Here is a 15,799-nt window from a genome sequence, read left to right as displayed (position 1 = left end):
AGGAGTGAACCCATGAACAGCAAAGCCCTGATCGCCGCCAGCGCCCTGCTGCTGGCCACCGTGCCCAGCCTCAGCCAGGCCCGTGACACCACCCACATGCTGCCCTTCCAGCCGGTGGTGCAGCAGATGCTCGCCGAGAAGAAGCTCGACGGCAGCGTGAAGTTCTACCTCAAGGGCAGCGGCCCGGCCGGCCAGGTGGTCAGCCCCAACGCGATCACCAACAAGAAAACCAACGCCTTCAACAAAACCGACGAAGAGGCCTGCAACTGGGCCCTGCAAAGCGCCCTGCTGACCCTGCAGGAAGCCGCCCACAAGGTAGGCGCCAACGCAGTGACCAACATCGTCAGCTACTACAAAAGCAACGAACACGCCGACCCGGTGAACTTCGAATGCCACGCTGGCGCGATCATCGGCGGGGTGGCGTTGAAAGGGGATTTGGCGAAGGTGAAGTAAAGGTGAGGCAAGGCACCACTGGGCACTTGCAGCGCCGCCCATAGCGCCCCGATTACCGCTGCTGCGCCTGCATGTATTGGCGCAGCAATTGATTGATGCGCGTTTGATAGCCACTGCCTTGCCCCTTGAACCATTCCAGAACATCAGCATCCAGGCGAATGGTTACGGTTTTTTTTGCCGGTAGATACACCTGAGCACTCTCGAAAAATTCTGGCCCCAGCTCGGGTATGTCACTGGTATCGATGTCTTGGTCGCCTTGCCGTGCAAGGCGATCCCAATCAGTTTTGGATGTGTTGGACATAGCGCCTGACCTCCTGATGGGTGGCTTTCCTCGGCGGCCGGGACAAGTTAAGCAAGTTGGACATCGGTCAAATCCTTCGAGGGCAACGAGAAAGCGCACACGCCTGTAGCGCACCCGAAAGATAGTGATTCCGTTTAACAATAAAAGCAGTTTTACCTTACTTACAAATGCACCGGCGGCGGGCCCGGATAAACCGGGAAGTGGAGTATTTCAATGTGCCATGGGGCGTTTACAAAACTTACACAACAGGCCCATGTTCAACGTCGTGTATCTGCCCGGACAAGTGCGCCACCGCGGTGGCGGTGATCAGATAGGTGCGCTGCGCGGTACGCGCAACCACCCCGCCGGCCTCGAGGCGGCGCAGCACGTCGTACACGTTCGGGCGGTTCAGCCCCACGCCAACGTCGCGCTGCAGGGCGGCGCAGATGTCTTGCGCGCGCAGGCCGATCTCGCTGGGGGTGTGCAGCAGTACCGACACCACCTTCAGCCGCATCAGGCTGGTGCGCAGGCCGAGTTGCTGCATCATTTGCCGCAGGAAGTGGTTTTCATCGCCGGCGTGGGCCTGAAGGTAATGGGCGGCATGGTGTTTGGTCACAACTTGGCCGGCGCGATCACTGTGCAGCATGGTGGTTTCACTTTTATCCGTGGCATTCGTGGCGCATAACAACGCCGCAACATAAGCGGGCACACTATAACGTGAGCGCCCCCTCTCGGCGCAACCGCCAATAAATAACAAGGCGTGTACACGGTACCCACTTCAACGGTTCAAAGGTCAAAGATTAGTGAAAACCACGGCAATAAAGAGTTAAGTGCGTATCAAGTGAGTTCAGAGAGTGTCAACAACCGGCCAAAGGCGCTGACCATCTCGGCGTTCACGCCCTTGCGTTGCACCAACCAGATTGCGGTTTGCGCACCTTCATCGAGCAGGCGCCGGTACACCACCCCGCCAATGCGCATCCAGTGGAACGACGCCGGCAGCACCGACACCCCCAGCCCCGCCGAGACCAAGCCGATAATGGTCATCGCCTCGCTGGCCTCCTGGGCGAAGCGCGGGCTGAACCCGGCGTTGCGCGACAGCTGCAGCAGTTGCGCGTACACGCTGCTGCCGTAATTGCGCGGGAAGAACACAAAAGGCTCATCGGCCAAGGCCGCCAGCGGTATGCCGGCGCTGCTGATCTCGGCCAGCGGGTGCCCGGCCGGCAGCACGGCCACCAGCGGCTCGCGGAACAGTTCGCGCATCTCGACGTTATCGGGCAACGGCACCGGGCGGGTCAGGCCGACGTCTACATGGCCAGCGGCGGTTTGCGCCACCACCTCGTGGCTGCTCATTTCCAGCAGGGTGAGCTGCACCGCCGGGAAGGCGCGGCGGAACTGATGAATGGCCTGGGGAATGGTCGAGCTGAACGGCGCCGAAGAGGTAAAGCCCACTTTCAGCTCACCCAGCTCACCGGCCTGGGCGCGGCGGGCCACGTCGGCCGCCTTGTCGACCTGGGCCAGCACCTGGCGGGCCTCGTCGAGAAACAACCGGCCGGCCTCGGACAACTCCACCCGGCGGTTGGTGCGGTTGAACAGGCGCACCCCAAGCTGGGCTTCCAGCGCCTGGATCTGCTGGCTCAGGGGCGGTTGGGAGATGCCCAGCTGCTGCGCGGCGCGGCCAAAGTGCAGGGCCTCGGCCACGGCCACGAAGTAACGAAAATGGCGCAGTTCCATGGCCCCTCCGAATGAGTCGCACAGCCTATCAATTAGGTCGAATAATATATTGGAAGGATTAATTTTGTCGCTTTATGCTTTTTACATCGCTGAACCGTAACACCCCAGAGGCCCCCGCCGTGAAAGCTGCCGTCGCCGAGCGCGAGCAACACATTCCCCCTGCTACCGCCACCACCCCCTTGCCAGACGCCTTTATCGAAAAGGGCACCCCGGCCTTCGTGCGCACCGTGCTGGCGCTGTTCGCCGGCGGCTTCGCCACCTTTGCGTTGCTGTATTGCGTGCAGCCGTTGATGCCCATCCTCAGCCATGACTTTGCGATCAATGCCGCGCAAAGCAGCCTGGTGTTGTCGATCGCCACCGGGCTGATGGCCATCGGCTTGTTGGTCACCGGGCCGGTATCCGACGCCATCGGCCGCAAGCCGGTGATGGTCGCCGCGCTGTTTTGCGCCGCGTTGTGCACCCTGCTCAGCGCAGTGATGCCCAGTTGGCAGGGCATCCTGCTGATGCGCGCATTGGTGGGGTTGTCGCTGAGCGGCCTGGCCGCGGTGGGCATGACCTACCTGAGCGAAGAAATCCACCCCGAGCACATCGGCCTGGCCATGGGCCTGTACATCGGCGGCAATGCCATCGGCGGCATGAGCGGCCGTTTGATCACCGGGGTGCTGGTGGACTTCACCAGTTGGCGGGTGGCGATGCTGGTGATCGGCGTACTGGCCCTGGCGGCGGCGGTGGTGTTCGCCAAATGCCTGCCGGCCTCGCGCAACTTCCGCCCGCAACGGTTGAACCCACGCGGGTTGATCGACGGGTTCACCGTGCACTTCAAGGATGCCGGGCTGCCGTGGATGTTCCTCGAGGCGTTCCTGCTGATGGGCAGCTTCGTGACCCTGTTCAACTACATCGGCTACCGCCTGCTGGCCGAGCCGTACCACATGAGCCAGGCGCTGGTGGGGCTGTTGTCGGTGGTGTACCTGGCGGGCATCTACAGCTCGGCGCAGGTCGGCGCGCTGGCCGACAAGTACGGCCGCCGCACCACCTTCTGGGTGTCGCTGCTGGTCATGGCCGCCGGCCTGGCGCTGACCCTGGCGCCGCAGTTGGGGGTGATCCTGCCGGGCATGCTGTTGTTCACCTTTGGCTTCTTTGGCGCGCATTCGGTGGCCAGCAGTTGGATCGGCCGGCGCACGCTACGGGCCAAGGGGCAGGCGTCTTCGCTGTACCTGTTCAGCTATTACGTGGGCTCGAGCGTGGCCGGCACGCTCGGTGGCGTGGCTTACCATGCGGGGGGCTGGAATGGCGTGGGGGCGTTTATCGGCGCGCTGCTGCTGGTGGCGTTTGCCGTGGCGATGAAGCTGCGGGTGTTGCCGACCACGGCCAAGGATGTGGCTTGAGGTAAGGGTTCAGGGCCCTTCGCCCGGCACAGCCGGCCTCCCACGGGTTCTGTGTTTCCTGATAAATCAGGCACTTACACAAATCTGGTGGGAGGCCGTGGTCCGGCACTCCGGCTGTGCCGGGCGATGGGCCCTGAAGCCCTGCGCGCGCCTACCCCTCCACCACCTCCACCCGGTCCACATCGATCTCGCGGCTGGTGAGGTCTTTGTCCACCTCGCCATGCAGGCGCACCGGGGTGTTTTCGTTCACCGCCCGGCCCTGCGGCCATTTGTCGTGGTCGATTTCAACCTGAATGCTACCGGTGGCGTCGCGGAACTCGTAAGTATCGCCTTTGACCTTCTGCACCAGCGTGCCCTGCAGGGTGACCGGGGCGTCGTCCGGCGCATTGTGGGCGGCGGCGACCGTGGTGATATTGCCCGCGTTGGGGCCGGTATAACCGCTGGGGGTGGCGGCCAACGCCGAGGTGCTGGCCAGAAGCAGGAGGGCGGCAGGCATAAACTTGGTTTTCATCACATGAACCCATCTTTATTGAAGAAGATGGGCCCACGTTAACCGCACAAGCTGAAGCCAGCCTTAACCGTGGTACTGCGTCGACAGCTCGTGCACCGCCTCGATGAACACGCCGGCGTGGGCTGGGTCCACCTCGGGGGTGATGCCGTGGCCGAGGTTGAACACGTGCCCGCTGCCGCTGCCGTAGCTGGCGAGGATGCGCGCCACTTCGGCGCGGATCGCCGCCGGCTTGGCGTACAACACGCTAGGGTCCATGTTGCCTTGCAGGGCCACCTGCTGGCCGACGCGCTGGCGCGCTTCGCCGATGTCGCAGGTCCAGTCGAGGCCAAGGGCATCGGCACCGGCGGCGGCGATTTTTTCGAGCCACAGGCCGCCGTTCTTGGTGAAGAGGATCACCGGCACCGGGCGGCCTTCGTGTTCGCGGATCAGCCCGCTGACGATCTTGCGCATGTACGCCAGCGAAAAGGTTTCATAGGCCGCCGCCGACAGCGCGCCGCCCCAGGTGTCGAAAATCTGCACGGCCTGGGCGCCGGCGCGGATCTGCCCATTGAGGTACGCGGTGACCGCCTGGGCGAGTTTATCCAGCAGCAGGTGCAGGGCCTCGGGGGTGTCGTAGAGCATCGCCTTGGTTTTGCGGAAGTCTTTCGACGAGCCGCCTTCGACCATGTAGGTGGCCAGCGTCCATGGGCTGCCGGAAAAACCAATCAGCGGCACGCGGCCGTTCAGCGCCTGGCGGATGGTGCGCACGGCGTCCATCACGTAGCCGAGGTCGGTTTCGGCGTTGGGCACCGGCAGCGCTTCGATGTCGGCCGGGGTGTTGATCACCTTGCGAAAGCGCGGGCCTTCACCGGTTTCGAAGTACAGCCCCTGGCCCATGGCGTCGGGGATGGTCAGGATGTCGGAGAACAGGATCGCGGCGTCGAGCGGGTAGCGCTCCAGCGGTTGCAGGGTGACCTCGCAGGCGAACGCCGGGTTCTTGCACAGGCTCATGAAGTCGCCGGCCATGGCCCGGCTGGCGCGGTATTCAGGGAGGTAGCGGCCGGCCTGGCGCATCATCCACACGGGGGTGACGTCTACGGGCTGTTTCAGCAACGCGCGCAGGAAACGGTCGTTCTTCAGGGCAGTCATAACGGCATCCGGCAAAAAAGTGCGGGCATTTTCGCAGAGCGAGGCACAAAAGGCACGGCCGAACGGGACGGCCGGTGGGCAAAAGCCCTGGCGCTTGACGCAAAGCATTACTGGCTGAATGCGGTTGATACGTCTTATCTATTGAGGCACCCGCTTTCAACCTTGACCCGCGAGACCCCCGCCCATGAGCGCACCGCAAACCCAACTGCACCACCCGCTGCGATCGCAGCGCCTGAACGCCGTGACCCACGCCCCCCACGAGCGCCTCGAGGCGCTGGTAAAGGCGCGCGAACCGTTCGCCAGCCGCGACAACTTCGCCCGTTTCGTCGCCGCGCAGTACCTGTTCCAGTACGACCTGCAACACCTCTATGCCAGCCCGGTGCTGGCCGCCCACGTGGAAGACCTGCCCGCCCGCTGCCGGGTCGAGGCGGCGCGGCTGGACCTCGCCGACTTCGGCGTGCCGGTGCCGGCGGGCGACGACAGCATCCGCGCCCGCGAGATGGGCCTGGGCGAGGCGCTGGCGTGGATCTTCGTGTCTGAAGGCTCCAAGCTGGGCGCGGAGTTCCTGTTCAAGAAAGCCGCGGCGCTGGAACTGAACGAGCAGTTCGGCGCGCGCCACCTGGCCGCCCCGGAAGGTGGCCGCGCCCAGGGCTGGAAGGCCTTCGTCAAGGCGCTGGATGGCCTGGCCCTGGACGCCGAGCAGGAGCGCAAGGCCGAGGCCGCCGCCATCGAGGCCTTCGAGCGCTTTGGCGCGCACCTGGAGCGTTGCTTTGGCTGAGCTGCCGAACACCCGGCCGTTACTGCTGCGCTGGTGCTGGATAGCACTGGCGTACCTGTTCATCGGCCTGGCGTTTCTTGGCGCGATCCTGCCCGGCTTGCCCTGCACCGAGTTCGTGCTGTTGGCCGCCTGGGCCGCCAGCCGCGGTTCGCCGCGCCTGGCCGCGTGGCTGGAGCAGCATCGGCTGTTCGGGCCGATGCTGCTGAACTGGCGCAACGGCGGGGTGATCAGCCGGCGCACCAAGGTCACCTCGGCGGTGGCTATGCTGGCCAGCCTGGCGATCATGGTGCTGACGGTCAGCCATCGGCCGTCGGTGTACTTTGCCGCCGCCGGCATGGCCTGCGGCGCGGCGTTTATCTGGTCGCGGCCAGAGCGGCGTAAGTGACCCCTCATTGCCCTCGTTGGAAAAACCGCGCGACCGCTACGAGGTCTGCCTCATCGAGGTGGCCGGCCAAGTACTTCAGTTGCAGCCAGGCATTGAGGTAACCGTAGCGCGCCTCGGCGAGGTCGCGGCGGGCGCTGTAGCGCTGCTGCTGCGCGTCGAGCACATCGAGGTTGACCCGCTCACCACCGGCCACGCTCTGGCGCGTGGCCTCGACCAGTGCCTGCGCAGCCTCGGCGGCAAAGCCGTAGGCGCGGACCTTCGCCACCGCGCTGGTACACAGGTTGAACTGTTTGCGCAGGTCATTGAGCAGCGTGTTGCGCTGCGCATCGTACTCGTAGTTTGCCTGGGCGTAGCTCGCGCTGGCCTTGCGCTGGGCCGCCAGCACACCGCCGCCGGCAAACAACGGCACACTGACTTGCAGGCCCAGGCTGCCGGTGTCGTACTCCTGGCCATAGGTGTTTTCGGTTTCCGAGCGGGTACGCCGTGCGCTGGCGTACAGCTTCAAAGTGGGTAGGTGCCCTGCCCGCTGGCGCTCCACTTCCTGCTCGGCCACCTCCAGGCCATGGCGCTGCCCCGCCAGCTCGGCGTTGGCCTGCATGGCCAGGTCGCGCCAGGCTTCGAAGCGCGCCGGCTGCAAGCTGGGCACCGTGAACGGCTCGGCCAGCGGCGCCAGTTGTTCCAGGCTGACCGGCGCGCCAGTCATGGCCTGCAGTTCGCGCAGGGCCCCGTCGAGGGCATCGCCGGCCTCCAGCTCTTGGGCTTGGGCCAGTTCGAAGCGGGCCTGGGTTTCCAGGATGTCCGTGCGCGTGCCCTCTCCGGCCTCGAAGGTATGCCGGTTCATCTGCAACTGCTCGGCGTAGGCACGCCGTTGTGCCCGGGCCAGGTCGATTTGCTCGCCCGCCAGCAGGGCTTGGCTGTAGGCGGCAAACACCCTCACCACCAAGGCTTGGCCGCGCCCCCGAAACTGCTCGCCAGCCAGCGCCGCGCGGGCCACGCCCTGGCGGTACTGGGCCCAGGCCGCGTAGTCGAACAGCGGTTGCTGCAGGGTCAGCGCGCCCACGCTGCTGGTGTAGTTGCGGTGCACGCTGCCGCCACCGGTGCTCGTTGGCGCGGTCACGTCAGCGCGGTTGCGCGCGGTCTGGTAGGCGTAGGAGAGGTTCGGCAGCAGGTTCGCCAGGCCGATGCGACGCTCCTGCAGGCCGGCCTCGTGCTGCTGGAGCGCCGCCTGAAAGGCCGGGTCGTGGCGCAGCGCCAACGCGTAAGCGTCGAGTACATCGACCGCGTAGGCGCCGCGGCCAACCAGCAACAGGGTAAACATCAGGGCAATACGCATCGCTTACTCCTCCGACAGCGCCAGGTGGCTGCGGTCGAGCAGCGGCTTGAACAGGTAGCTCAGCAGCGAGCGCTCCCCCGTGCGCACGAACGCCTCCACCGGCATGCCCGGCCGTAGCACCTGGCCCTGCAACGCGCTCAAGGCGGGGCCGGCCACTTGCACGCGCACCAGGTAATAGGGCTGGTTGGTTTTTTCGTCGACCAGCCGGTCGGCCGATACCAGGCTGACCTGCCCCTCCACCCGCGGCGTACGGCTTTGGTTGAAGGCCACGAACAGCAACTCGACCCGCTGCCCGGGGGCCAGCCGGTCGACCAGGTCAACCGGGGCACGGGCATCGACCCACAACGGCGCGCCGCGCGGTACCAGCTCCATCAACGGCTGGCCGGCGGCCACCACGCCGCCTTCGGTAAACACGTTCAGGCCCACCACCGTGCCGGCCACCGGCGCGCGCAGTTGGGCATGGGCGAGTTCGAATTCCGCGCTGCCCAAACGGCTGTGCAAGTCGGCGGCCCGTACCCGGGCGTCGGCCAGTTGCTCGCGCACGTCTTGCTGGTATTCCTCGCGGCGCTGCTCGGCCTGCAGCCGGGCCTGCAGGATTTGCCCACGGGTGCGGCCGGCGCTACCGGCATCTTGCGCGAGATCACTGTTGAGCTGGCCGTACTGGCGCTCAAGTTCCAGCACCCGGTTGCGCGCCACGAAGCCCTGGGCCGCCAACCCGCGCAGCCCTTCGAGCTGCCCCGCCAAGGAGGCGGCCGCCTGTTGGTGCTGGCGCTGAGCCGCGAGCGTGGCATCCAGGCTGGCCTGGTAACCGGCGATGCTCTGCGCCAGCCCGGCCAGCTCAAGGCGCAGGGCTGCGCGGCGGCTGGAGAGCAGTTGCCGTTGCAGTTCCATGATCGGCGCTACCTCCGTGGCCGCCGAGGCGCTCAGGGCTGACGGGAACTCGACCCTGTCCAAACCATCGCGCTCGGCACTGAGCCGCGCCTGGGTGGCCAATGCGCTCAAGTACTGAGTACCCAGCGACAGCCGCTCGGACGCGGCGCGGGTGGTGTCGAGGCTGAGCAGCACCTGCCCGGCCTCGACAGCGTCACCCTCCTTGACCCACAAGCGCTGCACGATACCGCCGCTGGGGTGTTGCACCGCCTGGCGGTTGCCGGCCACCACCACCTGGCCGCTGACGGCCACGCCTTTATCCAGCGGCGCCAGCGCGGCCCACAGCACGAAACCACCGAAACCGGCCAGCAACAGGCCCCAGCCAAGGCGTGAGTAGCGGCGATCATCGGCGGGCGCGGGGGCCTGGGGCGGCGCTGGCGGTGTAGACAGGGGGAAAGGTGCGACCGAACCGGCCATCATTGTTTTCCTTGCGGTTCAGGGCGGGCCACGGCGTAGTTCAGGCCGAACGCGGTGCTGGGCCTGGGCGCGGGTGCTGCCGGGCGGGCCACGGGCTTGAGGATTTCGGCGGTGGGGCCGAACGCTTGCTGGCGGCCAGCGGCGAGTACCAGCAACTTGCCGGCCACCGCCAGCAGGGCAGGCTTATGGGTCACCAGCACCACGGTGCGGCCTTGTTGGCGCAGGCTTTCGATGGCGGCCAGCAGGGCCTTCTCGCCGGCGTCATCGAGGTTGGCGTTGGGCTCGTCGAGTACGATCAATGCCGGCCCGCCGTACAGCGCCCGGGCCAGGCCCACTCGCTGCTTTTGCCCGCCAGACAACCCAGCGCCGCCCTCCCCCAGCTCAGTGTCGTAACCGGCTGGCAGTTGGAGGATCAATTCATGCACCCCCGCCAAACGCGCGGCGGCAACCACCTGCGCGGGGTCGGCTTGGGCGAAGCGGGCGATGTTGGCGGCCACGCTGCCGGCGAACAGCTGTACGTCTTGCGGCAGGTAGCCTATGTGTGGGCCCAGCGCGGCGCGGTCCCAGTGCTGCAGGCTGGCGCCGTCCAGGCGTACGTGGCCGGCGAGCGGCGGTGCGATGCCAACCATCGCGCGCGCCAGGGTCGACTTACCGCTGCCCGAGGGGCCCACCACACCCAGCACCTCGCCGGGTTCGAGGCTAAAGGCCAACTGGTGCAGGCACGGGGCTTGGCTACCGGGCGCGCAGGCCACCAGTTGCTCGACCCGCAAGCGGCCTTCGGGCACCGGCAAGGGCATGCCCGGCTGGCGCGGGGGCTGCGCCCGCAGCAACTGGCTCAGCCGCTCATAGGCCAGCCGCGCCTGTGCCCATTGCCGCCATACGCCGATCAGTTGGTCGATCGGCGAGAGTACCCGGCCCATCAGGATCGACCCGGCGATCATCATGCCGGCGGTGATCTGTTGGTCCAGCGCCAGCCAAGCGCCCAGGCCGAGCACCAGCGATTGCAGCGCCAGGCGCACGTACTTGGCAGCCGCGGTGAAGCGCGCGCTGGTTTCGCTGGCGTGGTTTTGCCAGCCCAGCGCGCCCCGCTGCAGCCGCGCCCAGTGTTCACGCATGGCGCCAAGCATGCCCATCGCCTCGATGGCATCGGCCTGGCGCAAGCTGCCCTGGGCCTGTTGCTGGGCCGCGATGGCCAGGCGCGAAGCCTCGGCCATGGCCTGGCGTTGCAGGCGCTGGTTCAGGTACGCCAGGGCGCCGAGTACACAGGCACCGGCCAGCGCCAGCAGGCCGAGCCACGGGTTGAACAGGAAGATCACCAACAGGTAAACGGGAAACCACGGCGCATCGCAGAACGCGAACAGCGCCCCGCCGGTGGCGAACTGGCGCAGGCTTGCCAGGTCGGCCAGCGCCTGGGCGCTGGCCTGGCGTGGCTCGCGCAGGTTGTGTTCGAAGGTGGCATCAAATACACGCTGGCCGAGCTGCGCGTCCAGGCGTACGCCCAGGCGGATCACCAGCGCGCTGCGCACCCACTCAAGTACCCCAATGAAGGTAAACATCCCCACCACCATCAGGGTCAGCATGGCCAGGGTGGTGGCATTGCTCGAGGGCAGCACCCGGTCGTACACCTGCAACATGTACACCGCGGGCGTGAGCATCAGCAGGTTGATCACCGCCGAAAACACAGCCACGTTGGCGAACCCCGCGCGGCACTGGCGCAGGGCGATCAGAAATTCGTTGGCGGTAAGCCGAGGCATGGAAAGCGTCCAGGTAGGAGGTGGCGCCGCGGCCCACAGGCCTCGGCGCCACACAACGGTTCAGAAACGGCGTGCCGGCATCAGGCCGCCAGGGCCAGGTCGCTTTCGCTGAACGCCGCCACACCCACGGTGGCCAGCTCAGCCGCGCCCACCTGGGCCAGTTCGGCCACGGTGATGGTCTCGAAGGTTTCGCTGGCGCCATAGGTGCTGTTGTAGCTGGCGATCGCGCTGGCGAAGGAATCTTCCAGCCCGGCCAGCAGGTCGGAGAGTTGGCTGAGCACGTCGCCGTTGTCGGCATCGAGGGTGAGCAGGTCGGCCAGCGCCGCGTTGGTGGTGCTGCTGTCCCAGCCCAGGTCGGTGATGCTGAAGGTCACGTCGGTCAGGGTGTAGTTGCCGCTGCTGGTATTGAGGTTGGTACCGTTGAGGTCTTCGCCGAACGCCAGGCTATCGAGGTTGCCGGTAACCACGTGGCTGAGGATGTTGTAGCTCAGGCCGGTGTCGCTTTCGGCGATGAAGCCGTAGCTGGTGGCCGAGGAGCTGGCGTACTGGGTGCCCGCCAGGTAGCCGGTGTTGAAGCCACCGGTATTGCCAGCGCCATGGGCGGCGGTGCCGAAGTTATACGCCCAGGCCTCGACCAGGTCAGTCAGGGTGTAAGCGCTGTAGGCAGTGGTAGTGCTCAAGGTTGCCATTGTCTCTCTTCCTTTTGAGGTGGCACGCAAACCGGCGTGCCGCGGTTTCCCTTGGGGGAAGCTGCTAGAACCGATACTCCATGCTGCCCACCAGCGTGCGCCCGCGGGCCAGGGTGAGGTTGGTCAGGCTGCCGGAATCGCCCATCGCCACCAGGTAGGCCTGGTCGGTGAAGTTTTCCAAAAGCAGGCCGAGGTTCAGGTTGGGAGTCACCCACCAGCTGGCGTAGGCATCGAAAACCCGGTAGCGGGGCCAGATGCGCTGGCTCAGGGTGCTGTTGTTCTGTTCGCTCTGGTCGGCCGTATCGCCCTCGCTGTAGCGAACGCGCAGGCCCAGGTCGAGGCTTTGGTCGAACCAGCGGCTACCGACGGTCAGGGCGCCACGGTCGGCCGGCATGTAGGCGGCGTTGCCGAAAATCGAGCCACACAGCACCTGGCTATTGGCCTCGTTATTGGCGGTGTAGGCGCGCACAGTGCTGTACACCGGCACCACCAGCCCCGAGGCCAGCGTTCGCGTGCCGGTTTGCACGCGGATGCTGGGCTGCGAACTGTCGCTTTGAACGATCCCGCCGAGGTAGGCCGAGTTGGCACAGAAGGTGTTAGAGCCAACCATATGGGTGTAGGTCAGGTCGCCGTAGTAACGGCCGGTGTCGTAGCTCAGCTTGTAGTCGATACCACGAAAGCGGGTGGTTTCAAGGTTGTTCACATAAGCCATCTTCGAGCCGAAGGCGGGCACCGTGGCGCCCGGAGTGTCGATGGCCAGGTCGAGGAAGGCAAAGTCATCTATGCGGGTGTTGAAGTACGCCACCTTGGCCCGCAGCCGGTCACCGTTAACGAACAGCGAGTCCTTGACGATGTTGAAGCCCACTTCGTAGTCCCGCGAGCGCTCGGGCTTGAGGAACGGGTTGGGGTACACCCGCTCGGTGCCACCACCGTGGGGGCGGCCGCTGGTGAACACCTCGGTCACCGTGGGCGGGCGCCAGCCACGCCCGTAGCTGGCGTACAGTTGCAGCCATTCCAGGCCCGGCTTGACGCCAAGGCTGGCCGACGGTGAAAACCGCCCCTGGCTTTCATCCACATCGTAGGTGTAGGTGCGGGTCGCCAGGCCGTACTCACCCTCGGCGCCAGCACCGGTGCGGGTCAGCCCGGCAGTGCCGCTCATGCGGTAATGGTCATAGCGCAGGCCGGCGCTCATGGTCAGCCAACCGCCGTAATCCCAGGTGAGGTTGTTGAACAGGCTGGCCATGGTGCGTTCGCCGTCGGGGTTCACCCCAGTGGCGTAGGGCTTGGTGGTATCGCCATCGAGGTCGCCGTAGTTGTTGGGGCGAAATGCGTCGCGGTACAGCTCGCCGCCATAGTTGTAGGCCAGCGTGCCGGCCTTGCCGAGGGCAAAGCGCGAGGTGTTTTCCAACTGCACGCCGTAGGTGTCGGTGCGGTAGTGGGCGGTGGCGGCATCGACGGTGAGCGTGGCGGCGTTGCGCTGGAAGTTGCGCGTACTGACGTAATAGAGCTTGGCCTTTACCTCGACCAGCGGGTTATCAGGGCTGTAGCTGTAGTCCAGGCCGGTGCTTTTGCTTTCGAGTTGGTTGCTGCCGTTGAGCTTGTAGACGGTGGCAGCGGTGCTGTTGGAGTTGACCGGGTCCCAACTGGCGTCGGCATAGCCCACCCGGGTGTTGGCATGGGTCAGTTGCAGGCGTTGGTCGTTCGGCAGGTTCAGGCCAAACTTGGCCAGGTACGAGCGCTGCACGGAGCCTGCGTACTGCACTTCGTCCCGGCGCCAGCGCTCACCGGCGGCGGCGTATTGGCCATCGTACTGGCCGCCGATGAAATCACTGAGGTTGCCAGTGCCTTTGCTGCCGGCATCGTAGTTGCCGACGTGGCGTTCGCTGTAGCCAAACACCCCATCCCACACCTCGTTGCGCACCGCGAACACGCTGCTGCCGGTGAAATGCATGCCATTGGCCGCGGCGCCGATACCATGGCTGGCGCGCAAGCGGCCGCCCACTTCCTGGCCAGGCTCGAGGATGTCGCCCACCTCAAGGGTATGAAACGTCGCAATGCCGCCCGACACCCCCGCCCCGCCCTGGGCCGCGGAACTGCCTTTGTAGATGTCCAGCCCGCCGAGCAGCTCGGGGTCTACGTAGATGGTGCCGTTGCGCGCCTGATGGCCCATCTGCGCGTAGTTCTGGCGCATGCCGTCGATGTTCATGTTCACCCGGCCGTAGTCCTGCACGCCGCGGATGTTCACCGACAGCCCCGGGTCACGCAGCGACACGGCGCTGTACACGCCTTCGGTTTCCTCGAGCAGGTCGGCGGCGTTGCGCACGATGTGCCGGTCCATCTGCTCGCGGCCGATGTGCGCCACTGAGCGCGGGGTTTCGAATACCCGATCCTGGGCGGTTTCAGTGCGGCCGGTGATGTCGACCGGGCCGAGCAGCAGGGCGTCGCCCTGGGCTTGCAGGCGCTCGAGGCTGACGCTGTGCTCGTTCTGGAAGCTGTAGCTCACTGGGTTGCTGCCCAGCAGCAAGGCCAGGGCCTCGCGCGGGGTATGCTCGCCGGTCACGGCCATGCTGCGCAGGCCGGCCAGGCGGGTGCTTTCGAAGAACACCTGCACCCCAGCCTGTTCGGCATAGGCCAGCACGGCCTCGCCGAGGGGCTGGGCGGGAATGTTGAACGGCACGCGCACGGTGTGCGCGGTGGCCGCGGCAGCCGTAGCCGGCGCGGCATGGGCGGGGTACCAGGCAAGGGCCAGCAGGCCCAGAGTCACGGCGGCTGCCAAGGGGGTACGGCGTGGCAGGCGGGGGGTTGTATCCATTGGTGCGTCCTGATGCTTCTCGTTGTATGGCAGCGAATGCAAATCACTATCATTTTGTTCGGCTCGGAAACAAAGACGCGCCACCGGCAAAAACCCAGTAAGGTTTTTCCCGGTTTTTTTTCAGGAAGGTTTTCAGCGGGCGGCCGCGCGCCAGAGCTGGCGCGGGCTGGAAGGGTCAGTAGAGTACGGTCAGGCCGGGCAGGTTGAACTGGCGGGCGCCAAGCTCGCGGCTGAAGGTGTCGGCCAGGCCGCCGAGGCTGTCGAGGCGAAACAGCCCGCTGACCTCACGGGCGGCCAGGGCGCGGTTGGCGATCACGATATGCCCCGGCGCGTAGCGTTGCAGGCGCGCGACCACCGCCTGCAACGGCTCGCGCTCGAAGATCACCTGGCCCTGGCGCCAAGCCGTGGCGCGGGTTACATCGAGGCTGAGCGGCTGCACCCCGCCCGCGGCGCTGTAGCTCACGCTTTGCCCCTGCTGCACCACCCGCTGCGCCTCGCCCTGGCGCGGCGGGCTGGCCAGCGCCACCGCCACGCTGTGCTCGAGCACGCCAACCCAGGCCCCGCCGCCGCCCTCGCCCACCACGAACTGGGTACCCAGCGCACGGGTGGTGGCGCCGGCGTACTCGACCACGAACGGCCGCTGCTCGGCACCCACCCTGGGCGCCACCGTGAACACCGCTTGCCCGCGCAACAGGCGGATGCGCCGCTCGCTGGCGGTGTACGCCAGGTCAAATGCGCTTTGCGCGTCGAGCGTCACCTGGCTGCCGTCGGGCAGGTCGAGGCTGCGCACCTGCCCGGTGCCGCTGGCGTAATCGGCGAACAACGGCGCCCAGGCTTGCCGCGCGCCCGGCAGCGCCACGCCAAGCGCCAGCAGCAACACTGCCGCCACCGCCGCGCCACGCCAGCGCCGCCGCCGCACCGGCCGGGCCGCGGGCAGGTGGGCAGGTGCTGGCGCAGCCGTAGGCGCTGCCAGGTCGCCGAGCGCCGCCCAGGTGCTGAGGGCGAACTCCAGCGCGGCCACATGGCGTGGGTCGGCGGCCTTCCAGGCGTTCAGCTCGCCACGGGCATCGGGCGGCAAAACCCCTTCGTTCAAGCGTACCGCCCAAAGCGCGGCGGCATCGCGGATTTGCTCCTGGTCAGGTGCTTGGCTGGTCACGGGCTAGGCTCTGTTTTTTCTGGTTATCGATGAGACGTTCGGCAACGGTATTTCCGG

15 protein-coding genes are annotated in these 15,799 nt (G+C 66.3%); 4 read left to right on the top strand and 11 right to left on the bottom strand.

Going from position 1 to position 15,799, the window contains the following annotated elements; translation table 11 throughout:
• Window positions 1-12 precede the first annotated feature (12 nt).
• On the top strand, window positions 13-453 hold the full coding sequence (locus ACFZCE_RS09595) for an excinuclease (protein ID WP_390938330.1): 441 nt from the start codon (window positions 13-15) through the stop codon (window positions 451-453).
• Window positions 454-505: 52 nt separating this feature from the next.
• Here ACFZCE_RS09595 and ACFZCE_RS09590 read toward each other — a convergent pair whose 3' ends face one another.
• From ACFZCE_RS09590 to ACFZCE_RS09580, 3 genes are all read right to left on the bottom strand, one after another.
• On the bottom strand, window positions 506-754 hold the full coding sequence (locus tag ACFZCE_RS09590; RefSeq protein WP_390938328.1) for a BrnA antitoxin family protein: 249 nt from the start codon (window positions 752-754) through the stop codon (window positions 506-508).
• A gap of 238 nt (window positions 755-992) precedes the next feature.
• Window positions 993-1,379 (bottom strand): hypothetical protein, encoded by a 387-nt coding sequence (locus ACFZCE_RS09585; RefSeq protein WP_390938326.1) that lies wholly within the window; start codon window positions 1,377-1,379, stop codon window positions 993-995.
• Window positions 1,380-1,570: 191 nt separating this feature from the next.
• Window positions 1,571-2,464 (bottom strand): LysR substrate-binding domain-containing protein, encoded by an 894-nt coding sequence (locus tag ACFZCE_RS09580; RefSeq protein ID WP_390938324.1) that lies wholly within the window; start codon window positions 2,462-2,464, stop codon window positions 1,571-1,573.
• A gap of 119 nt (window positions 2,465-2,583) precedes the next feature.
• Here ACFZCE_RS09580 and ACFZCE_RS09575 point away from each other — a divergent pair, with 119 nt between their 5' ends.
• The gene (locus ACFZCE_RS09575) at window positions 2,584-3,849 is read left to right on the top strand and encodes an MFS transporter (RefSeq protein ID WP_390938322.1); all 1,266 of its coding nucleotides are present in this window, start codon (window positions 2,584-2,586) and stop codon (window positions 3,847-3,849) included.
• A 151-nt stretch (window positions 3,850-4,000) separates the two neighbouring features.
• Here ACFZCE_RS09575 and ACFZCE_RS09570 read toward each other — a convergent pair whose 3' ends face one another.
• Together ACFZCE_RS09570 and hemE are read right to left on the bottom strand one after the other, a co-directional pair.
• Window positions 4,001-4,360 carry a NirD/YgiW/YdeI family stress tolerance protein gene (locus tag ACFZCE_RS09570; RefSeq protein WP_390938320.1) on the bottom strand — a complete coding sequence of 120 codons (360 nt, stop codon included), beginning with the start codon at window positions 4,358-4,360 and terminating at the stop codon, window positions 4,001-4,003.
• A 63-nt stretch (window positions 4,361-4,423) separates the two neighbouring features.
• Window positions 4,424-5,488: a uroporphyrinogen decarboxylase gene (gene hemE / locus ACFZCE_RS09565; protein WP_390938318.1), complete on the bottom strand. Its 1,065-nt coding sequence runs from the start codon at window positions 5,486-5,488 to the stop codon at window positions 4,424-4,426.
• Window positions 5,489-5,672: 184 nt separating this feature from the next.
• On the opposite strand from hemE, the gene ACFZCE_RS09560 reads away from it, so the two are divergent.
• Both ACFZCE_RS09560 and ACFZCE_RS09555 read left to right on the top strand, forming a co-directional pair.
• A complete protein-coding gene (locus ACFZCE_RS09560) occupies window positions 5,673-6,266 on the top strand; it encodes a biliverdin-producing heme oxygenase (RefSeq protein ID WP_390938317.1) in 594 nt (197 codons plus the stop codon).
• Window positions 6,267-6,306: 40 nt separating this feature from the next.
• A complete protein-coding gene (locus tag ACFZCE_RS09555) occupies window positions 6,307-6,651 on the top strand; it encodes a DUF454 family protein (RefSeq protein ID WP_390938642.1) in 345 nt (114 codons plus the stop codon).
• A gap of 4 nt (window positions 6,652-6,655) precedes the next feature.
• Here the strand turns inward: ACFZCE_RS09555 and ACFZCE_RS09550 are convergent, their stop codons facing one another.
• From ACFZCE_RS09550 to ACFZCE_RS09525, 6 genes are all read right to left on the bottom strand, one after another.
• Entirely contained in the window at window positions 6,656-7,984 is a 1,329-nt protein-coding gene (locus ACFZCE_RS09550; protein WP_390938316.1) for a TolC family outer membrane protein, read from the bottom strand.
• A gap of 3 nt (window positions 7,985-7,987) precedes the next feature.
• Complete coding sequence (locus ACFZCE_RS09545) at window positions 7,988-9,331, bottom strand: HlyD family type I secretion periplasmic adaptor subunit (RefSeq protein ID WP_390938314.1); 1,344 nt, start codon at window positions 9,329-9,331, stop codon at window positions 7,988-7,990.
• Entirely contained in the window at window positions 9,331-11,085 is a 1,755-nt protein-coding gene (locus ACFZCE_RS09540) for a type I secretion system permease/ATPase (RefSeq protein ID WP_390938312.1), read from the bottom strand. Before ACFZCE_RS09540 ends, ACFZCE_RS09545 begins: the two co-directional genes overlap by 1 nt.
• Before the next feature lie 80 nt (window positions 11,086-11,165).
• A complete protein-coding gene (locus tag ACFZCE_RS09535) occupies window positions 11,166-11,774 on the bottom strand; it encodes a heme acquisition protein HasA (protein ID WP_390938310.1) in 609 nt (202 codons plus the stop codon).
• A 64-nt stretch (window positions 11,775-11,838) separates the two neighbouring features.
• On the bottom strand, window positions 11,839-14,586 hold the full coding sequence (locus ACFZCE_RS09530) for a TonB-dependent hemoglobin/transferrin/lactoferrin family receptor (protein WP_390938308.1): 2,748 nt from the start codon (window positions 14,584-14,586) through the stop codon (window positions 11,839-11,841).
• Window positions 14,587-14,761: 175 nt separating this feature from the next.
• On the bottom strand, window positions 14,762-15,742 hold the full coding sequence (locus ACFZCE_RS09525; protein WP_390938306.1) for a FecR domain-containing protein: 981 nt from the start codon (window positions 15,740-15,742) through the stop codon (window positions 14,762-14,764).
• Window positions 15,743-15,799 lie beyond the last annotated feature (57 nt).

The sequence above is a fragment of the Pseudomonas sp. NPDC007930 genome, from assembly GCF_042958985.1.
Classification (GTDB): Bacteria; Pseudomonadota; Gammaproteobacteria; order Pseudomonadales; family Pseudomonadaceae; genus Aquipseudomonas.
This window is presented reverse-complemented; position numbering and strand designations above follow the sequence as displayed.